Raw genomic sequence first — 21870 nt, 5'->3', positions numbered from 1 at the left:
GTAACAGAAATAACCGATTGTTTTTAAATGATTAATTATGTGACATATCATTAATGGCCGCAAAAGTACCAGTCATTAAAACCAATTCTGTGTTGTCCCTCACTTGCCGCTTTTCCCCTCACTCCGCACTATATATTTTGCCGCATGTTGCGGATAACTACGCTAAAAAATGCCAGGGGAAACGATGAAAAAAATCTTTTTATGCTGCGCTGCGGGTATGTCGACCAGCATGTTAGTAGAAAGAATGAAGCAGTCTGCCGCCAGCCGCGATATTGCCGTGGAAATTACCGCCGTGCCGGTATCTGATTTCGACCAGATAATTGCCGAAGCCGACGTTATTTTGCTTGGCCCGCAGGTTAAATTTCAGCTTCAGAGTTTATCCAGCGCGGCCGCCCCGCACGGCGTGCCGGTAGCGGCTATCGATATGATGCAGTACGGCTCAATGCAGGGCGATAAGGTGCTGGATCACGCTCTGTCTTTATTACCAGACGCACAATAAGGACGAGCGATGAATTACCGTTTTCCTGATAATTTCTGGTGGGGGACCGCCACCAGCGCAACGCAGTCCGAGGGGCGCCAGCCGGGCGATGACAAGGGTGAGAATATCTGGGACTACGCCTCGCACCGGTTTAATGAACGTTTTTTTGACGGCGTAACGTCGGATGATACCTCCACGTTTTACCGGAATTATCGGGAGGACATTCAGCGCGCCAAAGATATTGGTCTGAATTCGTTTCGCACCTCTCTTTCCTGGTCGCGATTAATTCCCGATGGCGACGGGGAAGTTAATCCGCAGGCGGCGGATTTTTATAACGCGGTAATCGATGAGTTACGCGCTCAGGGCATCGAACCTTTTATCAATCTTTATCACTTTGATATGCCGATGGCGCTACAGGAAAAGGGCGGCTTTGAAAATCGCGACGTGGTGGAAGCTTTTGCCCGGTATGCGCGTATTTGCTACGAGCTTTTTGGCGACCGCGTGCGCTACTGGTTCACCTTTAACGAACCCTTAATTCCTGCGGAAGCGGGTTATTTGCATCCCCGCCATTATCCTTACGTGACGGATTTCCGGCGTGCAGCTCAGGTGCTGCATCACATTGTGCTGGCGCATTGCAAAGCCGTTGCCGCCTGGCGCGAGATGGATCTTGATGGACAGATCGGCATCATTATGGATGTGATTCCGGTCTATCCGCGCAGCGGCACGCCGGAAGATCTGCGGGCCGCCGAAATGGCCGATCTCTTTTATACCCGCAGTATTAACGAGCCCGTTTTGCTGGGGCGCTATCCTGACGAGCTGCTCGCCATGCTTAAAGAGCATGGCCAGTTACCAAAATTTCTGCCCGGGGACTGCGAGCTAATCGCCCGCACGAGAATTGATTTGCTGGGAATAAATTACTACCGCCCGCGTCGGGTAAAAGCACGCGAAACGCTGCTGGAAGAACCAAACGGTTTCGTGCCAGAGCGGTTCTTTGAGGAATACATTATGCCGGGGCGCAGGATGAATACTTCCCGCGGCATCGAAATTTATCCGGCGGCGCTTTATGACATTGCGATGGTGGTGAAAGAGCGCTACGGCAATTTGCCCTGGTTCGTTTCGGAAAACGGCATCGGTATTCAGGATGAAGAGCGGTTTATGGTTAACGGCCAGGTGCAGGACGATTATCGGATTGAATTTCTCAAAGAGCACCTGAGCTATTTGCACCAGGCAATGGCCGACGGCAGCAATTGTCTGGGCTATCACATGTGGACGTTTATCGACTGCTGGTCGTGGCAAAACGCGTATAAAAACCGCTACGGTTTTTATCGGCTGGATTTAGCTACCCAGCAGCGTTCGCTGAAGAAATCGGGGCAATGGTTCCGGTCGGTGATTGAAAATAACGGGTTCGAGGGGGCATAGCATGTCTTACTTTGAAAAGCTGGCCGAAAAAATGCTGCCGGTGGCGAACGCCATTGGCAATCAGCGGCATATGCAGGCGATCCGTAACGGGCTTATCTCTATTTTACCCCTGACCATCGTCGGCTCGTTTTTTGTTATTTTGCTCAATATTCCCATCAAAGGTTATATGGATTTTATCGCGCCCTGGCGCGATATGCTGGATGTACCTTTCCGGTTTACCGTCGGGCTGATGTCGCTGTACGCCGCTTTCACCATTGGTTCATTCCTGGGGAAAAGCTACAGGCTCAACGATATTACCAGCGGGCTACTGGCTATGTTAGCGACCCTGCTGATGATTGTGCCGGTTAATATTAAAGAAGGTCTTACCGTTGCCGGCGAGGCGGTTGCCGGGCGCTATATTCCCATTACATCGCTAAGCTCGCAGGGCTTATTTGGCGCGATTATTTCGTCGCTGATTGCCATTGAGATCTACCGCTTCATTAAAGTTCGCAATATCGAAATTAAAATGCCGGAGGGCGTGCCGCCGGTGGTGGCAAGCTCCTTCTCGGCGCTCTTCCCGACCCTGGCGGTGGTGCTGATCTTCTGGATCCCACGCCACTTTTTGAATATCGATATCAACGCCATCATCAGCTTTATCATTATGCCGCTGAAGGGCTTTATGACCGGCACCAACCTGTTTGGCGGGATCGTCACGCAGTTCTTTATCGATCTGTTCTGGGTGTTTGGGATCCACGGGCATGCCGTCATGGGGCCGTTGATCCGTCCGCTTTGGGATCAGGCGATTGTGCAGAATATGGAGCTCTTCCAGGCCGGCACCAGCGCCTACGATCTGCCGAATATCTTCACCGAGCAGTTCTTCCAGTGGTATGCGCAGATGGGCGGCACCGGATCGACGCTGGCGCTGGTGGTGCTGTTTATCCGTTCAAAAGCCACCTATCTTAAGTCGCTGGGTAAACTGTCCTTTATTCCGGGCCTGTTTAACATCAACGAGCCGATGATTTTCGGCGCGCCGATAGTGATGAACCCGATTCTGGCCGTTCCGTTTATCCTTGCGCCGATGGTAAATACCGTAGTGGTGTACCTGTTTACCATTACCGGGCTTATCCCGCGCATGATGGTGAAACCGCCGTTTACCATTCCGGCTCCGCTGGGGGCGCTGATCACCACCAACTGGAACCTGATAGCCTGCGGGCTGGTGTTTATCTGCTTCTTTATTTCGCTGGCGATCTACTATCCGTTCTTCAAAGTTTATGAGAAGAAGATGCTGGAAACCGAGCTGCAGCAGCGGGAAGAAGAGAAGGCGAAGCAGCTGGCGGATGCCTGAATATTATGTCGGGTGGCGCTTGCGCTTACCCGACCTACACATTGGGATGGTGATTTGAACAATGTCAGGCGGCGCTTGCGCTTACCCGACCTACATATTGGGATGGTGATTTGAACAATGTCGGGCGGCGCTTGCGCTTACCCGACCTACACATTGGGATGGTGAATTGAACAATGTCGGGTGGCGCTTGTGCTTACCCGACCTACACATTGGTATGGTGAGTTGAACAATGTCGGGCGACGCTTGAACTTACCCGGCCTACACGTTGGGATAGTGAGTTGAACAATATCGGGTGGCGCTTGCGCTTACCCGACCTACACGTTGGGATGGTGAGTTGAACAATGTCGGGCGGCGCTTGCGCTTACCCGGCATGGAAAGCCGGTAATTGTAGGGTGGATAAGCGTAAGCGCCATCCACCTGTTTTCATCCACCAAGCTTAAATCAGAAAGCCGTCTCCAGCGTCTCCAGCACGTTATATTCCTCGTCCACCAACAGCAGCGCCTTCCACTTGTCGAACGTCAGGCACGGATGGGAGGTGCTGAACACCAGGATATCGCCTACCTGCACGTCGGCACCGGGCTTGAGCTTCAGCATGGCGTGTTGATCCATAATGCCTGTGGTTTCAACAAATTCCGCAGGCTGGCCCAGCGCTTTACCCTGACGGTAATGCGCAACGGGCTGCGGCAAACCCGCATCGAAGGCGCTGTCGCGTTTCCCGAAGTTCACAATCGCGCGGTCACTTTCCGGGACCGACTGCACCATGGCGATCAGCTCCAGCGCGGATACCAGATCCCCACCCAAATCGCAGGCAACTTTGTCGCGGGCCATCAGCTCATCCTGCGCTTGCTGATAAATTCCACCGTCGTGCGTGATGTAGCAGCCCGGGCGGATAACCACGCGGCAGTTCGCCGGTTTCTGCGCCTCCAGCCAGACGTTACACACCACGTCATACCAGACCGAACCCGCGCCCGTAAGGATAAATTCGCCTTCCACATAACGCTCAAGCTGGCAGGCAAGGGCCGCGGCATCGCGCAGGAGCGCTTCCACTGCTGGCTGCGGGTTTTCGCCGTGCAGCACGCCTTCATACAGCTCCAGACCGCATAAACGCAGGCCTGGCAGGCCTGAAATCTCTTCTGCAAGCGCCAGAGCCTGCTCCGCGGTGCGGCAGCCGCAGCGCCCGCCCGGCACGCCCAGCTCAATCAAAATATCAAGCCGTTGCTGTTGCGCGCTAAAGAAGTCGGAGAGCGCTCTGGCGTTGGCGACGCTGTCTACGCAGCAAAGGTAATCCACATCCTGATACTCGCTTTTTAGCTTTGATACCAGCTGCATGTTTGCTTTGCCGACGAGCTGGTTAACCATTAACACCCGCTTTACGCCGCTGACCATAGCGATGCTCGCCTGCCAGGCGCTGCCGACGCCCACGGCCCAGGCGCCAGCCTGCTGTTGCTGCTGAAATATCCACGGCGTCATGGTTGTTTTGCCGTGCGGCGCAAGGGAAACGCCGCGCGTATCGGCATATCGTTGCATCCATTGGATATTGTTTTCCAGCGCGGCTTTTTTAATGACGGCGGCGGGCAGGCAGACATCCTCGTTCAGGACGTTGGCCGCGCTGTCCATCGGGGCAGATTTATGCGGAACGAGGTTACTCTCTTGGTATTTCATAACATAATTCCTTTGCGGTTATCTTTTCTTTCAGAACGGGTATCGTTATTAACTTTATGAAAATAAATAAATTATAATGATGTCGCTATTCTTTATGAATAAAAGTATCAGAAAATCCTATGCATTTTGCGTAGTCTTCCACTGTTTTTCTCGCTTGTAAATGGTTAACTTTAGCCCAGAACACAACGGGGTGAGGAACACATGAAGTTCGACTATCTGTTCAGGAATGTTACGGTCATTGACGGCAGCGGCGGCCCGGAATACCGCGCCGATGTCGCGATTGCAGGCGATCGCATCGCTGAGATTGCACCCTCGATTAGCGGTGAATCACGGTATGAAATCGACGGCACAGGTCGCGTGCTGGCCCCGGGTTTTATCGATGTCCACACCCACGACGACATTAACGTGATTCGTATGCCGGAGTACCTGCCGAAAATCAGCCAGGGCATCACAACGGTCATTGTCGGCAACTGCGGCATCAGCGCGGCGGCCGCAAGCATGAAAGAAACCGTGCCGGACCCGATGAATCTACTCGGCGACGTTGAGCACTTTATCTACCCAACGGTCGCGGCCTATGCCGAAGCGGTGGAAGCGGCAAGGCCGGCGGTTAACGTCGGCACGCTTGTCGGCCACACTGCGCTGCGTAACAACCATATGAACGATTTGTTCCGTACGGCGACGGCAGAGGAGATCGTCGGCATGCGCGGCCAGCTTCGTCTGGCGCTGCAGCAGGGCGCGCTGGGGTTGAGCACCGGTCTGGCCTACGCCACGGCGTTTCACTCCTCCACTGAAGAAGTGATGGCGCTGGCCGAAGAGCTGGCGGCGGAAAAGGGGATCTACACCACCCATCTGCGTTCAGAGTTCGAACCGATTCTGGAAGCGCTCGACGAGGCGTTTCGTATCGGTCGCCACGGCAGGGTGCCGGTTGTTGTTTCGCACCATAAATGCGCCGGGGCGAAGAACTGGGGCCGCACCGTGGAGACGCTAAAGCTGTTTGATAAGGTGCGTGAGCAGCAGGACGTCTCCTGCGACTGCTACCCGTACTCCGCCAGCTCTTCAACGCTGGATATGAAACAAATTACCGACGAGTTCGATATCATCATCACCTGGTCTGAGCCGCACCCGGAAGTCGCCGGGCAGTCGTTAAAGCAGATTGCGCAAAGCTGGTCGATGTCACTTCACGAAGCCGGAAAATTACTGATGCCTGCGGGCGCGATTTACTACAACATGGACGAGCGCGACGTGCGGCGCGTGCTGAGCTATCCGGTGACGATGGTCGGCTCAGACGGTCTGCCAAACGATCCAATGCCGCATCCGCGCCTGTGGGGCGCGTTTCCTCGCGTGCTGGGGCACTATAGCCGCGACGAAAAGCTGTTTCCGCTTACGGTTGCCGTCCACAAAATGACGGGCATGTCAGCGGCGCGTTTCCAGCTCCCGGAAAGAGGCCTGGTGAAACGCGGCTACTATGCGGATCTGGTGATGTTCGATGCGGAAACGGTGCGTGACGTGGCAAGTTTCAGCGATCCCCAGCAGCCTGCTGCGGGAATTGAAGCGGTGATGGTCAATGGCGTGATGAGCTATGGCCGTGATAAACAGGTTATCGGGCGTGCCGGACGCTTTTTACGCCGGTAATTTTTGTCGGATGGCGCTTCGCTTATCCGGGCTGAATTCGAACTTTAAGGTGGATAAGCGAAGCGCCATCCGCCACGAGTAAAGGAGCAACAATGAGCATTAAACGTTACGGAGTAGGCGGCAGCACGGGTACCGGCGGGCAGCACCTGCCGTTTGCTAAAGCGGTGGAGGCGGGCGGCTGGCTGTACGTATCCGGGCAAACGCCGATGAAAGACGGTGAAGTGGTGGAAGGCGGCATTATCGAGCAGTCCCGTCTTGCGATTCAAAACTGCGTGGACATTATGGAAAGCGCGGGCTATAGCCTGGCGGACGTGGTGCATGTGAAGGTTTTCCTGACCGATGCGCGCTATTTCCAGTCGTTTAACAAAGTGTTCCGCGAATTTTTTGCCGACCATCCGCCAGCCCGCGTGTGCTGCGTGGCCGATCTGGTGGTGGACTGTAAAGTAGAAGTGGATTTGACCTGTTATAACGCTGAACGCGTCAAGTAAATCTGACGCAGGGCGGGCAGGCATAAGCGCTGCCCGCTGCAATAATGGGTGGAGGGTGCATGCGCTTATCCGCCTGATAAGAAATCTGTTAATACAAAATATCAACGGTACTCCATATGGAATGTGCCAACGGGTTTCCTGTGTCTTTTTTCAGGCGGCTGATTTCATTTTTTATTATTAATCTGGAAGTGAGTTATGAATAGTCATGTCTTTTTGATCGGATTCATTATTTATGCTCTCGCCATGATCTGGCTTGGTTGGTTTGTTTCCCGTAACCAAAAAAATGGTGATGACTTTCTCCTTGGCGGCCGTTCCCTGCCGATGTTCTTAACCCTGGGCTCGACGGTAGCCACGATGGTGGGAACCGGTTCAAGTATGGGCGCGGTTGGCTTCGGATACAGTAACGGCTGGGCCGGGATGCTTTATGGCCTCGGCGGTGCGGTAGGTATTTTGCTGGTGGCATGGTGGTTTGCCCCGGTGCGTAAATTACGCTTTATGACCATGAGCGAAGAGCTTTCTTATTATACCGGCGCCAGTCATTTAATAAAAAATATTGTCGGTTTACTTATTTTCATTGCTTCTATTGGCTGGCTGGGTGCGCATATTCTTGGCGGCAGTATGTATTTATCCTGGGCTACAGGAATAGATATGACGGCGGCGAAGGTTATTATCGCCCTGGCGTTTGCTATTTATGTGATCATCGGCGGATATTCTGCCGTGGTCTGGACGGATACGATTCAGGCGCTGATTTTGTTCTTTGGTTTTATTCTGATGGCGATTCTGGCGGTTGTTCATGTCGGCGGCTGGAACGTTATTGAACATGCGATGGATCCTAAAGCCCTGAGTTTCCTCGCCATTGATAAACTGGGAGCCATTCCTGCGCTGTCGCTTGCGATGGTCATCGGCGTCGGCGTGCTGGCAACGCCTTCTTATCGACAGCGTATTTATTCCGGAAAAGATGTCTCTTCCGTGCGTCGCTCGTTTGTCTACACCGGCGTGCTGTATCTGTTTTTCTCCATCCTGCCTGCCATTATCGGCATGGCTGCGTTTACCATGAATCCGTCGCTTGAAAACAGCAACTATGCGTTTCTGTTTGCGACCAGTTTCCTGCCGAGCCTGCTGGGCCTGGTGGTGCTGATTGCCGGTTTGTCCGCCACCATGTCTTCGGCAAGCTCTGACGCTATCGCGGCCGTCGCAATCATGATGCGCGATCTTTACACCATGGTGACCGGCAAAATGCCGCCGGAAAATAAAGCCATCACCTTATCGCGCTGGATGCTGGTGTTTGTGATTGGTCTGGCGCTGCTGTTCGCGCTGACTTCCAACGACATCATTAGCTACATTACGAAGATGATTTCCACGCTGATGTCTGGTTTGTTCATCTGTTCGATCCTCGGTCGTTTCTGGCTGCGGTTTAACTGGCAGGGCGCGTTAACGGCGCTGATCGGCGGCGCTGCGGTATCTATTGCTGTGCTGCTTAATGAAAGCTGGATGGCCTACTGGGGCAACCCTTGTATCCCATCCGTGCTGGCAAGCCTGATTTGCGCGGCGATCGTAACGCTTGTCACTCCGGCCAGCAAAATGAGCCGTGAAGAAGCGCTGGAGATGATTACCCGCGAACGCGAAAACCAGCCGGAAGCCGTACCTGTGCCGCTGGGTAAACGTACTACGGATAACGCATGATGAGCGAGAACTACATTGCCGTTGACTGGGGTTCAACGCACCTGCGCACCTGGCTGTATCGCGACGGGCAGTGCGTAGACAGCCTGCAGCTGCCTTACGGCGTAAGCCGTCTGGTTGAGCAAACCGCGCGGGAAGTGTTCGACAAGTACCTCGAACCCTGGCGCGTGCGGGAAGCGATGCCGGTGGTGATGGCCGGCATGATCGGCAGCGACGCGGGCTGGCAGCCCGTGCCGTATCTGGCATGTCCTGTGTCGCTGCATGAGCTGAGCACGCAGCTTTATGAAGTTGCGCCGCAGGTGTGGATCGTACCGGGCCTGAAGACGTCCCGGAATGTGATGCGCGGCGAAGAAACGCAGCTGCTGGGAGCGATGCAGCTTGCTCCCGCTTCCTGCTACGTGCTTCCCGGCACGCACAGTAAATGCGTGCGGGTGGAAAACGGCGCGGTAAGCAACTTTTCTACAGCGATGACGGGCGAGCTGCACCATGTTCTGATGAACCATTCTTTGATCGGCAAAGGGTTGCCGGAACAGCGCGACGATAAGGTGGCGTTTCAGGCCGGCCTGCAGCGCGGCCTGGATTCTCCGGCGCTCGTTAACCAGCTCTTTGAGGCGCGCGCGACACGAGTGCTGGGCGAGCTGGCTTCAGCATCCGTCAGCGACTGGCTTTCAGGTTTGCTGATTGGCGCAGAAGTGGCAACGATGGAGAGGGTGGGGAACGTAACGCTGGTAGGAGGGGAAGCCCTTTGCCGCCGCTATCGGCAGGCGTTTGAAAAGGCCGGTATTACAGCCGATGAAATAGCGGGCGACGCCGCTTTCCAGCAAGGAATAAGGAGGATTCTTGATGCAAGACGCTAAACCTTTAGTCGCGATTTTACGCGGCATTCATCCCCACGAAGCCGACGATCACGTGGGTTCACTTATTGCAGAAGGATTTCGCTACATTGAGATCCCGCTGAATTCGCCTGACTGGCAGCAGAGCATTCCGCAGATGGTCAGCCGCTACGGCGATAAGGCTTTTATCGGCGCGGGAACGGTGCTGAAACCTGAGCAGGTGGATTTTCTGGCCGGGGCCGGAGCGAAGCTTGTGGTAACGCCGAACGCTAATCCGGCGATCATCCGCCGGGCGGTTGATGCCGGGATGCTGGTTTGCGCCGGCTGCGCCACCGCCAGCGAGGCCTTTACCGCGCTGGAGGCCGGCGCGCAGTGGCTGAAGATTTTCCCGTCGTCGGCTTTTGGCCCGGCTTATATCGCGGCGTTAAAAGCGGTGCTGCCGCCTTCCGTGCCGGTGCTGGCGGTTGGCGGCGTTACGCCGGAAAATTTGGGTGAATATTTGCAGGCAGGCTGCGCAGGAGCGGGGCTCGGCAGCGATTTATATCGCGCGGGGCAGAGCGTGGAGACCACCCGTGAAAAGGCCCGGCAGTTTATGGCAGCCTTCAGGTTTTAAACGTTTGGATGAGTGCCGGATGGCGCCGGCGCTTATTCCGACCTGCAGGATTATGCGAACCATCGGGCGGATAAGCGCCCGCGCCATTCACCTGTTCAATCCCCTAACGGCTGCCGATCCACGCCGCCGCGATGGCTGTCCAGCGCCAGCTTAATGCGCCGTAACCTGTCCTTAGCCTGATTCTTATTCGCCATCGCCAGCTCCGTCGCCAGCACGTCCACCATCGCCAGCATCGCGTAGCGCGAAGTGCTCGGCTTAAAGATATAGTCGTTTTCCCGCACGATAAGCGGCAGGACCAGATCGGCGTTGGCCGCCAGCGGCGTCTCTTCAGGCGTAATAGCGATCACTTTTGCGCCGTACTGCCTTGCCATCGCCGCGCTTTCAATGATTTCCGGCGTATAGCCGCCCAGCGAAAGCGCAAGCACCACGTCATTCGGCGTTACCGCGGAACACATCATCCTGACCAGCAGGCCGTCGCTCTGGCTGACCACAGGCAGGCCGAGGCGGAACAGGCGAAACTGCACTTCCTGAGCGCAAATCGTTGAGCCGCCGCCCATGCCAATCGCCAGAATTTGCCGCGCATCGCTCAGCCACTCGACGGATTTTTTCAGGGAGCCGGGATCGAGCGCCCGGCGATTAATATCCAGCACATTAATGATAGTTTCGTAGATACCCTGCACGCCTTCAAGATCCGGCACGTCGAGAATAAAGCGCTGCCCGACGGCGAGCGACTGCGCGAGTTTCACCTTCAGCTCCCGGACATCTTTGCAGCCGATCGCCCTCGCAAAACGGGTAATGGAAGCCTGGCTTGTCTCGGTAAGCCGCGCCATTTCCGCAATCGGTAAAGTGGCTGCCGATTGCACGTCATCAAGGATAAATTGCGCGATACGCTTTTCCGTCGCGGTAAGTTCCACAAAGCGGTCGGTAATACAGGAAATAATGTCGATGGAGAAAGCCATAGCGCGTCCTGAAAAATGAAGATAAACGACCGGTACTTTGTACCATAAATCTATTCTGACCGGGAAAAATGGTGGATGTCGCTGATGTTTACCTCTTGTGTGCAACCAAAAAGGGTAGGGGAAATAACGAGCATTTTTTTTCTATTCGCGGATAATGCCTGATTCTGAAACGACATTTTATTTTTGTAAGGGATAGCGTGTGGAAAGCAACGTATCGCTGTTTACCCGTAAGAAATTTGCATGGCTGTGCGCCGCTTTCTGTTGCCTGCTGTGGGGAAGCGCATACCCGGCGATTAAAAACGGCTATGAAATTTTTGCGATAGACACCGACGATTTGTCCGGCAAAATCGTCTTTGCCGGCTATCGTTTCGTCATCGCCGGGCTTTTGCTGCTGGCTTTTGCGGCTGTGCAGGGCAAGTCGATTGCGCGCCTGTCCCGCGGGCAGTTTTCTCAGCTTGCCGTTTTAGGCGTGACGCAAACCGCTTTGCAGTACATCTTCTTTTACATTGGTCTTGCTTATACCACCGGCGTGAAAGGATCGATCATGAACGCGACCGGGACTTTTTTCAGCGTGCTGCTGGCGCACTTTATTTATCATAACGACCGGCTTAGCATGAATAAAATCGTCGGCTGCGTACTGGGTTTTGCCGGCGTGATGGTGGTGAACTTTAACAGCCAGCTGATGGATTTTAGCTTTAGCTGGATGGGCGACGGCTTCGTGGTGCTGGCGGCATTCATTCTTTCCGCCGCGTCGCTGTATGGCAAACGCATCTCGCAGACGGTCGATCCTACGATTATGACCGGCTGGCAGCTGGCGACAGGCGGCGTGGTACTTACGCTGGGCGGCTATATGACGGGTGGAACGCTGGCGTTTCACGGCTGGGAATCGATGGCGATTCTGGGCTATCTGGCGCTGCTCTCTTCCGTGGCGTTCGCGCTCTGGAGCATGCTGCTAAAATATAATCGCGTGGGGATGATTGCGCCGTTTAACTTCCTGATCCCCGTCTCCGGCGCCGTGCTGTCGGCTATTTTCCTGCAGGAGAGCATTCTGGAATGGCGCTATGCTCTCGCCTTAGCGCTGGTATGTTTTGGGATCTGGCGAGTCAACGTGACGCGCGGATAGTTTACAAAATAGTCGTTTGCAGGCCATTATTTATCCATCTACACGGATATCAGGGCCTGCAGATGACCAGAATGACAGCGAAAGATTTCCCCCCCGAACTCCTCGAATACTTCGATTTTTATGTACACGGGAAAATCAGCAAGCGCGAGTTTCTTGACCTGGCGTCAAGATTTGTCGTCGGCGGGCTTTCTGCCGTGGCGCTCGGCACGCTGCTGACGCCCGACTACGCTTTTGCGCAGCAGGTGGAATTTACCGATCCCGATATTCTGCCGGAATATATTCATTATCCTTCGCCGCAGGGGCACGGCAGCGTTAAGGGCTATTTTGTGAAGCCGGCAAAGGCGAAGGGAAAAGTGCCTGCCGTGGTGGTGGTTCATGAAAACCGCGGCCTGAATCCTTATATCGAAGACGTGGCGCGGCGCGTTGCGAAGGCGGGATTTATTGCGCTGGCGCCGGACGGATTAAGCTCGGTCGGCGGCTATCCGGGCAACGATGAAAAGGGGCGTGAGCTGCAGCAGCAGGTCGATCCCAGTAAGTTAATGAACGATTTCTTTGCCGCGATTGAGTTCCTGATGCACGACGGGGCGACGACCGGAAAGGTCGGCATCACCGGGTTCTGCTACGGCGGCGGCGTGGCGAACGCTGCGGCAGTGGCTTACCCGGAGCTGGCTGCGGCGGTGCCGTTCTACGGCAGGCAGCCGAAAGTGGAAGACGTGCCGCGTATCAAAGCGCCGCTGTTACTGCATTATGGCGGGCTGGATTCGCGCATTAACGAAGGCTGGCCCGCCTATGAGGCCGCCCTGAAAGCCAATAACAAAATCTACGAAGGGTACGTTTACCCCGGCGTGAATCACGGTTTTCATAACGACTCGACCCCGCGTTACGATAAAGCGGCGGCGGAGTTAGCGTGGAAGCGGACGATTGGCTGGTTTAACAAATATCTGATCTAAATTGCGATATGTCGGATGGCGCTGCGCTTATCCGACCTACGGTGGTGGCTGGTGACTGTGGGGGAATGGCGCTTCGCTTACCTGACTTACGATGGTGGCTGTGGAGTGGATGGCGCTGCGCTTATCTGACTTACGATGGTGGTTGTGGGGTGGATGGCGCTGCGCTTATCTGACTTACGATGGTGGCTATGGGGTGAATGGCGCTGTGCTTATCTGACTTACGATGGTGACTGTGGGATGAATGGCGCTGCGCTTATCTGACTTACGATGATGGCTGTGGGGGAATGGCGCTGCGCTTATCTGACTTACGATGGTGGCTGTGGGGTGAATGGCGCTGCGCTTATCTGACTTACGATGGTGGCTGTAGGGTGGATAAGCGAAGCGCCATCCACCGAAAAAAGATCTAGGCGAGCACAACGGCACCCAAAGCGATGCCGTTTTTGCCGGTGCGTTTAATTAGATACATGGACTCGTCGGCTCGGATCACCGCATCGGCAAAATTGTCTTTTGCCCAGCACTCATTGACGCCAATTGATGCGCCAAGGGTAGCGGCGCCGTTGTCTAACTCAAACGGGGTAAGGGCGGCGTCCAGACAGCGCCTGGCAATATCGCCAGTTTCCGGCTTATCCAGCTTCCAGGGTATCAGCAGAATAAACTCATCGCCGCCGATGCGGCCAATGGTAACCTCCGGCGGGCAGGCGTCGCGCAGGCGCTGGCTGAGCTGTAGCAGCACTTCATCCCCGCTGCGGTGACCGAAGGTGTCGTTAACGTTTTTAAAGTCGTCCAGATCGATAAAGGCCATGGACAGCGGCCCGAGGTTTTTCATCAGCTCGAACTGCGCATGCAGCGCGTGGCGGTTGGCTAAGCTGGTCAGCGGGTCATGGTTGGCGAGCCTGGCAAGCTGCTCTTCGTACTGCTTTTCTTTGGTCATATCGATATGGGTGCCGGTAACTTTGAGCGGCTTTCCGCCATCGTCCCACTCGGTTACCCTGCCGCGATCCAAAACCCAGGTGACGGTGCCGTTTTTGGCCTGCATACGATGCAGGGCTTCATAAAACGGGGCTTTGCCGTCGAGATGGTTATAAAACGCCGACAGCACCATCTCTTTATCTTCCGGATGCAGATGCTCACGCCACACGTCGAAATGAGCGCTAAGTTCCTTGGGTTGATAGCCCAGCATTGAACCCCATCGGCGATTGAAAATAACCAGTTTGCCGCTGGGCACATGTAGCTGCCACAGGCAAAGACCGGTGCCGTCCAGAGCCGCACTGAGCTTGTTTCGCGCGTCGTGTGCAATTCTTCTGAGCCGGGCATTGTGCTTTTTGAGGTTCTGAATCTGCTGCCTGAGAGCGTCTTCGGACATTGACCATGGTTATGTTTAAATAATATCCATTTTTAACAGTTATTAATGAGTTGTAAATATGGCCCGCGAAAAACTTATTAATATAGCCGTCCTGCTTCCATTTTTGCCTGCTTACGCGATGAAAAAATAAACGCCACGATAAATATTATGGCAGAGAGTACAACGATGGTTGGCGCGGGCGCGCTATCGAGAAAGAACGAAAGGTAAACCCCGGTAAACGAGACGCCGATCGCCACAGCCAGCGCGACCAGCATCATCGACAGAAACGTGCGGGTCAGCAGGGAGGCGATGGCGCCGGGGGCAATCAGCAGGGAAATCGCCAGGATGATGCCTACTGCTTTCAGCGCAGCAACGATAGTCAGCGATACCATGCACAGCAGGCCGTAATGCAGGAGTTTGACGTTAAGGCCCGATGCCTGAGCCTGCGTCGGATCGAAAGCGTGCAGCAGAAAATCTTTCCACTTCACGGCAATAATTCCGGCGGTAAACAGCGCGATAATGCCCGTCTGAACGATGTCGCTCTGGCCGACGCCGAGCATATCGCCAAACAGAATATGATCGAGGTGGATATCCGGTTTCAGGTAAACATACAGCACAAGGCCCGCGCCAAACATGCCGGAGAAAACGATGCCCATCACGGTATCGCGTTTGATGCGGCTGTTGTCCTGCAGAAAGCCCGTTGCCAGCGCGCAGAATAAACCCGCGATAAAGGCGCCGATGCCCAGCGGTAAACCGACCATCCAGGCCACCACCACGCCGGGGAAGACCGCATGGCTCATGGCATCGCCCATCAGCGCCCAGCCTTTAAGTACCAGGAAGCAGGAGAGCAGGGCGCAGGGAACGGCGACCAGCGCGGTCATTACCAGCGCGTTAACCATAAAGCCGAACTGGAAGGGAGAAAGCAGCGTATCGATAAGGCTCATGGAATTACCCCCTGCGCCAGCCGCGCGCGTTTACGGTTGGCCAGCAGACCGTGTTTCGGCGCGAAGACGAAGGCGAGCAGGAACAAAATGGATTGCAGCACGACGATAATCCCACCCGTTGCGCCGTCGAGAAAATAGCTGACATAGGTGCCGACCGCGCTGGTCACGCTGCCCAGCGCCACGGAAATCATCAGCAGCTTCGGGAAGCGGTCGGTCAGCAGATACGCGGTTGCGCCCGGCGTGACCACCATGCAGATCACCAGAAACGCGCCGACGGTTTGCAGCGCGGCAACGGTGGTGACTGAAAGCAGGGTGAAAAACAGTCCCTTCAGCAGCACAGGATTCAGGCCAATCGAGCGGGCGTGGTTTTCATCAAAAAAAGTCACCATCAGGTCTTTCCACTTCACCAGCAAAATCGCCAGTGAAACGAAGCCAATCACCGCCAGCTGGGCGATATCAGAGGGCGCGATAGCCAGAATATTGCCCAGCACTATGGTCTGGATGTTCACCGAGGTTGGGTTAAGCGACACCATAAACAGCCCGAGGCCGAAGAACGAGGAGAAGATAAGCCCGATGATGGTATCTTCCCGCAGACGCGTGCGCTGATTTAAAAACAGCATGGTGGCCGCCGCCAGCCCGCCGGAAAAGAACGCGCCGATGGAAAAGGGCAGGCCAAGCATGTAAGCCCCCGCCACGCCCGGCACTATGGAATGCGAAAGCGCATCGCCGATCAGCGACCAGCCTTTAAGCATCAGATAACAAGACAAAAACGCACAAACGCCGCCGACCAGCGCCGATACCCAGATGGCGTTGAACATATAGCTATAGGTGAACGGTTCCAGCAAAATACCCATCGGCTATTCCCCTTTAAGCTGCCCGGCAGCGCGAATAAACGGGCGTTCATCGTCCGTGACCACGCTGGTTTCCAGGCCGGTTAGCGTGACGTGCCGCAGCACGCCGCTGAAGGCAATTTCGAGATTCTCCTGGGTAAAAGTTTCACGCGTAGGACCAAAGGCGAGCACGGTACCTTTTACCAGTACGGTGTGGTCGCAGTAGTCGGTTACCGCGCCAAGGTTGTGGGTGGCGACAAGCATAGTGCGGCCTTCGTCGCGCAGCTCACGCAGCAGGTTGATGATTTGCTCTTCGGTTTTGACATCCACGCCGGTGAACGGCTCGTCCAGCAAAATCACCTGGCCGTCCTGAGCAATGGCGCGGGCCAGAAAGACGCGCTTTTTCTGGCCGCCGGAAAGCTCGCCGATCTGACGGCGGCGGAATTCGCTCATGCCGACGCGCGCGAGCGCATGGTCAACGGCTTCCTTATCAGCCTTGCCCGGAATGCGCAGCATGCCCATATGCCCGTAGCGGCCCATCATCACGACGTCCTCCACCAGAACCGGGAAAGACCAGTCCACCTCTTCGGCCTGGGGCACGTAGGAGACCAGATTCTGACGCAGCGCTTTTCTGGTCGGCATGCCCAAAATGGAGATGCTGCCTTTCGCCAGATGAACAAAACCCATAATGGCTTTGAACAGCGTGGATTTGCCTGAGCCGTTAACCCCGACCAGCGCCGCAATGCTGCCGGTGGGGATGCGGAACGTCGCCTCGCGCAGGGCGGTATGGCCGTTGCGGTAGGTTACGCTGGCGTCCTGCACGGCGATGCCGACGATCATTTTTCTGCTCCTTTGATTATGCCGCTGACAATGGTGCCGGTGGTGACGCGCAATAAGTCTAAATAAGTGGGAACCGGGCCATCTGCGGCGCTCAGGGAATCTACATACAGCACGCCGCCGTAATGAGAGCCGGATTCGCGGGCCACCTGGCGGGCCGGCTTATCGGAAATGGTGCTTTCGCTGAATATTGCCGGGATATGGTTTTTGCGAATGGTGTCGATCACTTTGCGAACCTGCTGCGGCGTACCCTGCTGGTCGGCGTTGATCGGCCACAGGTAAAGCTCTTTCAGGCCGTAATCACTGGCGAGGTAAGAAAATGCGCCTTCGCTTGTCACCAGCCAGCGTTTGTTTTCAGGGATGGCGTTCAGTTCTTTACGCAGCGGTTGCAGGGTTCGCTGGATTTTTTGTTTATAGGCCGCGGCGTTTTTCGCGTAGATGGCCGCATTTTCTGGATCGTATTTGCTGAAAGCGTCGCGGATATTATCCACGTAGATCAGCGCATTTTTCGGCGACATCCATGCATGCGGGTTCGGTTTGCCGTTATACGGACCTTCAGTAATACCGACAGGCGTAATGCCTTTTGAAACGATGACTTCCGGCACGCCTTCAATGTGCTGATAAAACTTCTGGAACCACAGTTCGAGGTTAAGCCCGTTGGCTAAAATAAGCTGTGCGCCCTGAGCACGGCGGATGTCTCCGGGGGTTGGCTGATATTCGTGGATTTCAGCCCCGGCTTTGGTTATGGATTCAACGTCTGCCGTCTCACCCGCCACGTTTTTGGCCATATCCGCGATGACGGTAAAAGTGGTGACCGCTTTAAACTTTTCTTTCGCCCACGTCTGGGATGAGGCGAGCATCAGCGCCGCCATCGTGCCCGCTACTACGATTGTTTTTTTCGCCGCCGTTTCCCCGAACATGTCATCCCCTCTGATTCGCCTGATAAGTAAACAGATATAGCAACTGCTATAAAACATAGCCGCAGCTATGTTTAAATGCAATTAATTATCATTTAATTAGGGTGCGTATGATTATTAGTCGGGAATAGCCCGGCAGAGCGCCGGGCAGGTTTGTGCAGGAAGGTCAGAGAGTAAAGGCGTCAAAATCCGTTGCGTCATGGCGTTCAGGCAGCTGCTCGTCGCCCCAGGTGCGATTGACGATACGCCCGCGCTTAACGGCGGGACGGTTCGCCACTTCATCGGCCCAGCGGTTAAAGTTTTTGTACGAAGCGATATCAAGAAAGTCGGCAGAGTCGTACAGGCCGCCCTTTGCCAGCGCGCCGTACCACGGCCAGATGGCGATATCGGCAATGGTATATTCATCGCCTGCGATAAAGCGGTGGTTTGCGAGCTGGCGATCCAGCACGTCCAGCTGGCGTTTCGTTTCCATGGCAAAGCGGTTGATGGCGTACTCAATTTTCTGCGGCGCATAGTGATAGAAGTGGCCGAAACCGCCGCCAAGATAGGGCGCGGAACCCTGCAGCCAGAACAGCCAGTTCAGCGTTTCCGTGCGTGCGGCGATATCCTGCGGCAGGAAATAACCGAACTTATCGGCCAGATAAACCAGAATGGAGCCTGATTCAAAAACACGAATCGGCGGCGTGGCGGAGTTATCGAGCAGCGCCGGGATTTTAGAGTTTGGGTTCACTTCGACAAAGCCGCTGGAGAACTGATCGCCCTCGCCGATACGTATCAGATGCGCATCATATTCCGCGCCGCTTACGCCGAGCGCTAACAGCTCTTCCAGAAGGATGGTCACCTTCTGACCGTTAGGCGTCCCCAGCGAGTAAAGCTGTAGCGGGTGCTTGCCTACGGGCAGCGCTTTCTCGTGAGTCGGTCCGGCAATCGGGCGGTTGATATTGGAAAACTGGCCTGCCTCGGACTTGTGCCAGGCCCAGACTTTTGGCGGTTGGTAGTTGTTTTCGGACATGCTGTTGACCTGCCTTCTGATGAGCAATAGGAAGAGAGATAATGACTCTGAAGTGTAGCAGGAGGGAAGAGGGGATTGGGAACAAGGCAGGAAAGGTGAAAACGTCATGAAGGTTAGTCATTATTTTTTGTGACGGGAGCCTGCTGTTAAAGCTCCCTGCAACTTGCTTGCGGAGTACGCATAAACGTCAAATACGTAGCGAAAAAGCGCCGCGGGCGGTCTTTTTAATTCGCTCTTCCTGCAAAGATTGCAGTTTATCCGCCTCTATTTTTTGCAGGGCGAAGGTCGGGCACACTTCAACGCAGGCCGGGCCCGCCTCGCGAGAGGCGCACAGATCGCATTTGATAATCTCTGCCATTCCTGATAAAGGCGAGGCTTCAATGAGGATGCAGCCGAACGGGCACGCCACCATACAGCTCCGGCAGCCAATGCACAGCGCTGACTCGGCCAGTACCGCATGCTTGCCCATCGTCAGCGCCCTGGTCGGACAGGCGCTTATGCAGGGCGCATTTTCGCACTGGTGACACATCACCGGCGCGCTCGCCCGGCTTAACTTATTGACGGTAAGCCGGGGGAAGAAATTTTCTTTGCTGACGCAGCCCGGTGAAGCGTGTGCCTGCGCACAGGCGATCTCACATGTTCTGCAGGCAATGCATCGTTGCGGATCGGCAAGAATAAAGTCGGTCATTGCTCCTCCCGTAAGCTAGCGGAACGCTGCTGTTTCGGCAGGCTGCCCAGCATGGTTATTATATCGCTTGCGGCCTGCCGCCCGGCCGCCATCGCGGTAACCACTAAATCGGCGCCGTGTACGGCATCCCCGCCGGCAAAAACTTTGCGCTGGCTGGTTTGCGTTGTCAGCTGTTCTCCGACGCCGGTTTTAATCAGGCCCCAGTCGTCCCGCTCAATACCAAACCCGTCTAACCACGGCATCGCATGCGGCCGGAAGCCAAACGCCATGATAAGCACATCGGCAGGCTGGACAAATTCTGAACCTTCAATCGGCTCCGGCCGCCGCCGTCCGTCAGCGTCGGGGCTGCCGGGCCGGGTACGTATCAGGCCGATGCCGGTGACCTCGCCCTTACGGGCTCGTTTGATGTAAAGCGGCTGAACGTTAAACACAAAATCGACGCCCTCTTCACGGGCATTGGTCACCTCTTTTTTTGAGCCGGGCATGCTGGCTTCATCGCGCCGATAGGCGCAGGTTACGCTGGCCGCTTCGCGGCGGATGGCCGTACGCAGACAGTCCATAGCGGTATCCCCTCCGCCCAGCACGACGACATTTTTCCCTTTCACATTACTCCACGGATACGACGGATCGTCTTCCAGCCCCATAACCCGGCGGGTATTTGAGATCAGGAACGGCAGCGCCTGCACGACGCCCGGGGCATCCTCATTATCTAATCCGGCCTGCAGCAAGCCGTAGGTGCCCGTGCCGAGGAAGACGGCTTCATAGCTGTCCATCAGCTCGCTAAAAGGAATGTCGCGGCCAATTTCGCAGCCAAGGTGAAACTGAATCCCCATCGCATTAAAAATTTCGCGGCGGCGAGCCATGAGCTGCTTATCCAGTTTGAATGGCGGAATACCAAACGTCAGCAGGCCACCAATTTCCGGATGACGATCGTAGACATCGGCCTGGATACCATTGCGCGCCAGAATATCCGCGCAGCCTAAACCAGCCGGCCCTGCGCCAATAATGGCTACCTTTTCAGGCCGTGGTGATACCGCGCCGATCTCAGGCCGCCATCCCATTTCAAATGCCGTATCGGTGATATAGCGTTCAAGGTTGCCGATTGAGACCGGGCCGCTGCGGTTTTTGAGCGTACATGCGCCTTCGCAGAGGCGATCCTGCGGACAAACCCGGCCGCATATTTCCGGCAGGGAGCTGGTCTGATGGCACAGCTCGGCCGCCTCGGTAATTCGCTCTTCATTGACCAGCCGGATAAAATCGGGGATCGCATTATGTAAGGGGCAGGTCCAGTTACACCAGGCTTTCCGGGCGCAGTAGAGGCAGCGCTCGCTTTCATAACAAGCCTGGCTGGCATCCAGACGCGGATAGATTTCATCGAAATGCGTTTTACGCTCCTCTGCCGTAATCTTGCCTGCGCCACGGCGTGGGGGTCTGTTCAGTAACCTTGCCGCCAGGCCGGGCGCGGCAGCTGGCAACGCAGGCTGGCGAGTCATGCCCGTGCTGGCTGCATAAATCGCATTTTTGCGCGATAGCCGCATCCCGGTCGCGGCGGGGAACCATATCAATGGCGCCAAAAGGGCAGGCGACAAGGCAATTTTTACAGCCAATACACCGTTGCGGCTCAAGCTGTATCGCGTGGTTGTCAATATGCAGCGCCTCCACGGGGCAGCTCTCAACGCAGGGCGCGTCGTTACAGTGGCGACAGGTTACGGCGACGCTGGCCGTATCCTGAAAGATGACCCGGATGCGCGGTATAAATTCAGAACGATCCTGCGGCCAGATATTATTGTTATGCGCCACAACGCAGGCTACCTCGCAGGCGCGGCAGCCAATACATTCACGGGGTTCGGCTACAATAAATTTATTCATCCAGGTCCCTTATTATGCACTTCGTCACTTTTACCGGATAAGGAATGCAATAAGCGGACTGCTTTTTCCTCCTTAAGGATGTTTGAATTAAGTTTGTGAACAAATTCAAATATTGTTGTGCGGATACCGCTGAAACAGGGCGACATTACCTGTCAGGTCTCATTTCGCATTCTCAATTTGATAAAAATGCATCACAGTGAAAAAGCCTGTCTGCCATATCGCGCGGGAATTCCTCTTATTGTCTGCCGTAGCTGAATACTTTATTGCCTT

At 55.3% G+C, this 21870-nt stretch carries 19 protein-coding genes and 1 pseudogene; 10 read left to right on the top strand and 10 right to left on the bottom strand.

The genetic code is table 11. The features are described from left to right. Window positions 1–184: 184 nt before the first annotated feature. Genes WLO31_RS19220 through WLO31_RS19210 form a run of 3 tightly spaced genes read left to right on the top strand, consistent with a single transcriptional unit; the run spans window position 185 to window position 3221 of the window. Window positions 185–499 carry a PTS sugar transporter subunit IIB gene (locus WLO31_RS19220; protein WP_435928122.1) on the top strand — a complete coding sequence of 105 codons (315 nt, stop codon included), beginning with the start codon at window positions 185–187 and terminating at the stop codon, window positions 497–499. Window positions 500–508: 9 nt separating this feature from the next. Further along, a complete protein-coding gene (locus WLO31_RS19215) occupies window positions 509–1897 on the top strand; it encodes a glycoside hydrolase family 1 protein (protein ID WP_435928121.1) in 1389 nt (462 codons plus the stop codon). A 1-nt stretch (window position 1898) separates the two neighbouring features. Then, the gene (locus WLO31_RS19210; protein WP_435928120.1) at window positions 1899–3221 is read left to right on the top strand and encodes a PTS sugar transporter subunit IIC; all 1323 of its coding nucleotides are present in this window, start codon (window positions 1899–1901) and stop codon (window positions 3219–3221) included. Window positions 3222–3662: 441 nt separating this feature from the next. Here WLO31_RS19210 and WLO31_RS19205 read toward each other — a convergent pair whose 3' ends face one another. Further along, entirely contained in the window at window positions 3663–4883 is a 1221-nt protein-coding gene (locus WLO31_RS19205) for an amino acid deaminase (protein ID WP_435928119.1), read from the bottom strand. Window positions 4884–5084: 201 nt separating this feature from the next. Here WLO31_RS19205 and WLO31_RS19200 point away from each other — a divergent pair, with 201 nt between their 5' ends. The 5 genes from WLO31_RS19200 (at window position 5085) to WLO31_RS19180 (ending at window position 10129) form a co-directional block, all read left to right on the top strand. Further along, window positions 5085–6515, top strand: coding sequence for an N-acyl-D-amino-acid deacylase family protein (locus WLO31_RS19200; protein WP_435928118.1), 1431 nt, complete (start codon window positions 5085–5087; stop codon window positions 6513–6515). Between the two features lie 92 nt (window positions 6516–6607). Further along, window positions 6608–7003 (top strand): RidA family protein, encoded by a 396-nt coding sequence (locus tag WLO31_RS19195; RefSeq protein WP_435928117.1) that lies wholly within the window; start codon window positions 6608–6610, stop codon window positions 7001–7003. Window positions 7004–7198: 195 nt separating this feature from the next. Beyond that, window positions 7199–8686, top strand: a complete 1488-nt coding sequence (locus tag WLO31_RS19190; RefSeq protein WP_435928116.1) for a sodium:solute symporter family protein — start codon at window positions 7199–7201, stop codon at window positions 8684–8686. Beyond that, on the top strand, window positions 8686–9540 hold the full coding sequence (locus tag WLO31_RS19185) for a 2-dehydro-3-deoxygalactonokinase (RefSeq protein ID WP_435930670.1): 855 nt from the start codon (window positions 8686–8688) through the stop codon (window positions 9538–9540). Before WLO31_RS19190 ends, WLO31_RS19185 begins: the two co-directional genes overlap by 1 nt. Next, window positions 9527–10129, top strand: a complete 603-nt coding sequence (locus tag WLO31_RS19180; RefSeq protein WP_435928115.1) for a 2-dehydro-3-deoxy-6-phosphogalactonate aldolase — start codon at window positions 9527–9529, stop codon at window positions 10127–10129. The genes WLO31_RS19185 and WLO31_RS19180 overlap by 14 nt, the downstream gene beginning before the upstream one ends. A 95-nt stretch (window positions 10130–10224) precedes the next feature. On the opposite strand, the gene WLO31_RS19175 is transcribed toward WLO31_RS19180, so the two are convergent. Then, a complete protein-coding gene (locus WLO31_RS19175) occupies window positions 10225–11088 on the bottom strand; it encodes a MurR/RpiR family transcriptional regulator (protein ID WP_435928114.1) in 864 nt (287 codons plus the stop codon). 199 nt (window positions 11089–11287) lie between these two features. Here WLO31_RS19175 and WLO31_RS19170 point away from each other — a divergent pair, with 199 nt between their 5' ends. After that, window positions 11288–12211 (top strand): DMT family transporter, encoded by a 924-nt coding sequence (locus WLO31_RS19170; protein ID WP_435928113.1) that lies wholly within the window; start codon window positions 11288–11290, stop codon window positions 12209–12211. Window positions 12212–12273: 62 nt separating this feature from the next. Beyond that, entirely contained in the window at window positions 12274–13161 is an 888-nt protein-coding gene (gene yghX, locus WLO31_RS19165) for a YghX family hydrolase (protein ID WP_435928112.1), read from the top strand. Between the two features lie 403 nt (window positions 13162–13564). Here yghX and WLO31_RS19160 read toward each other — a convergent pair whose 3' ends face one another. From WLO31_RS19160 to WLO31_RS19125, 8 genes and pseudogenes are all read right to left on the bottom strand, one after another. Then, the gene (locus tag WLO31_RS19160; protein WP_435928111.1) at window positions 13565–14524 is read right to left on the bottom strand and encodes a diguanylate cyclase domain-containing protein; all 960 of its coding nucleotides are present in this window, start codon (window positions 14522–14524) and stop codon (window positions 13565–13567) included. A gap of 77 nt (window positions 14525–14601) precedes the next feature. Further along, window positions 14602–15447: a metal ABC transporter permease gene (locus tag WLO31_RS19155; protein ID WP_435928110.1), complete on the bottom strand. Its 846-nt coding sequence runs from the start codon at window positions 15445–15447 to the stop codon at window positions 14602–14604. Then, entirely contained in the window at window positions 15444–16301 is an 858-nt protein-coding gene (gene sitC / locus WLO31_RS19150) for an iron/manganese ABC transporter permease subunit SitC (protein ID WP_435928109.1), read from the bottom strand. The genes WLO31_RS19155 and sitC overlap by 4 nt, the downstream gene beginning before the upstream one ends. Before the next feature lie 3 nt (window positions 16302–16304). Further along, entirely contained in the window at window positions 16305–17117 is an 813-nt protein-coding gene (locus WLO31_RS19145; RefSeq protein ID WP_435928107.1) for a manganese/iron ABC transporter ATP-binding protein, read from the bottom strand. Next, complete coding sequence (locus tag WLO31_RS19140) at window positions 17114–18034, bottom strand: metal ABC transporter substrate-binding protein (protein ID WP_435928106.1); 921 nt, start codon at window positions 18032–18034, stop codon at window positions 17114–17116. Before WLO31_RS19140 ends, WLO31_RS19145 begins: the two co-directional genes overlap by 4 nt. A 163-nt stretch (window positions 18035–18197) precedes the next feature. After that, window positions 18198–19043: a glutathione-dependent disulfide-bond oxidoreductase gene (gene yghU, locus WLO31_RS19135; RefSeq protein ID WP_435928105.1), complete on the bottom strand. Its 846-nt coding sequence runs from the start codon at window positions 19041–19043 to the stop codon at window positions 18198–18200. Between the two features lie 187 nt (window positions 19044–19230). After that, complete coding sequence (locus WLO31_RS19130; RefSeq protein ID WP_435928104.1) at window positions 19231–19731, bottom strand: 4Fe-4S dicluster domain-containing protein; 501 nt, start codon at window positions 19729–19731, stop codon at window positions 19231–19233. Further along, window positions 19728–21600 (bottom strand): annotated as a pseudogene (locus WLO31_RS19125) (FAD-dependent oxidoreductase). Before WLO31_RS19125 ends, WLO31_RS19130 begins: the two are co-directional and overlap by 4 nt. Window positions 21601–21870: the final 270 nt, after the last annotated feature.

The sequence above is a fragment of the Dryocola sharpae genome (genome assembly GCF_051307055.1).
Classification (GTDB): Bacteria; Pseudomonadota; Gammaproteobacteria; order Enterobacterales; family Enterobacteriaceae; genus Dryocola.
The sequence above is the reverse complement of the archived record's forward strand: the minus strand, read 5'-3'. Positions and strand labels throughout refer to the sequence as shown.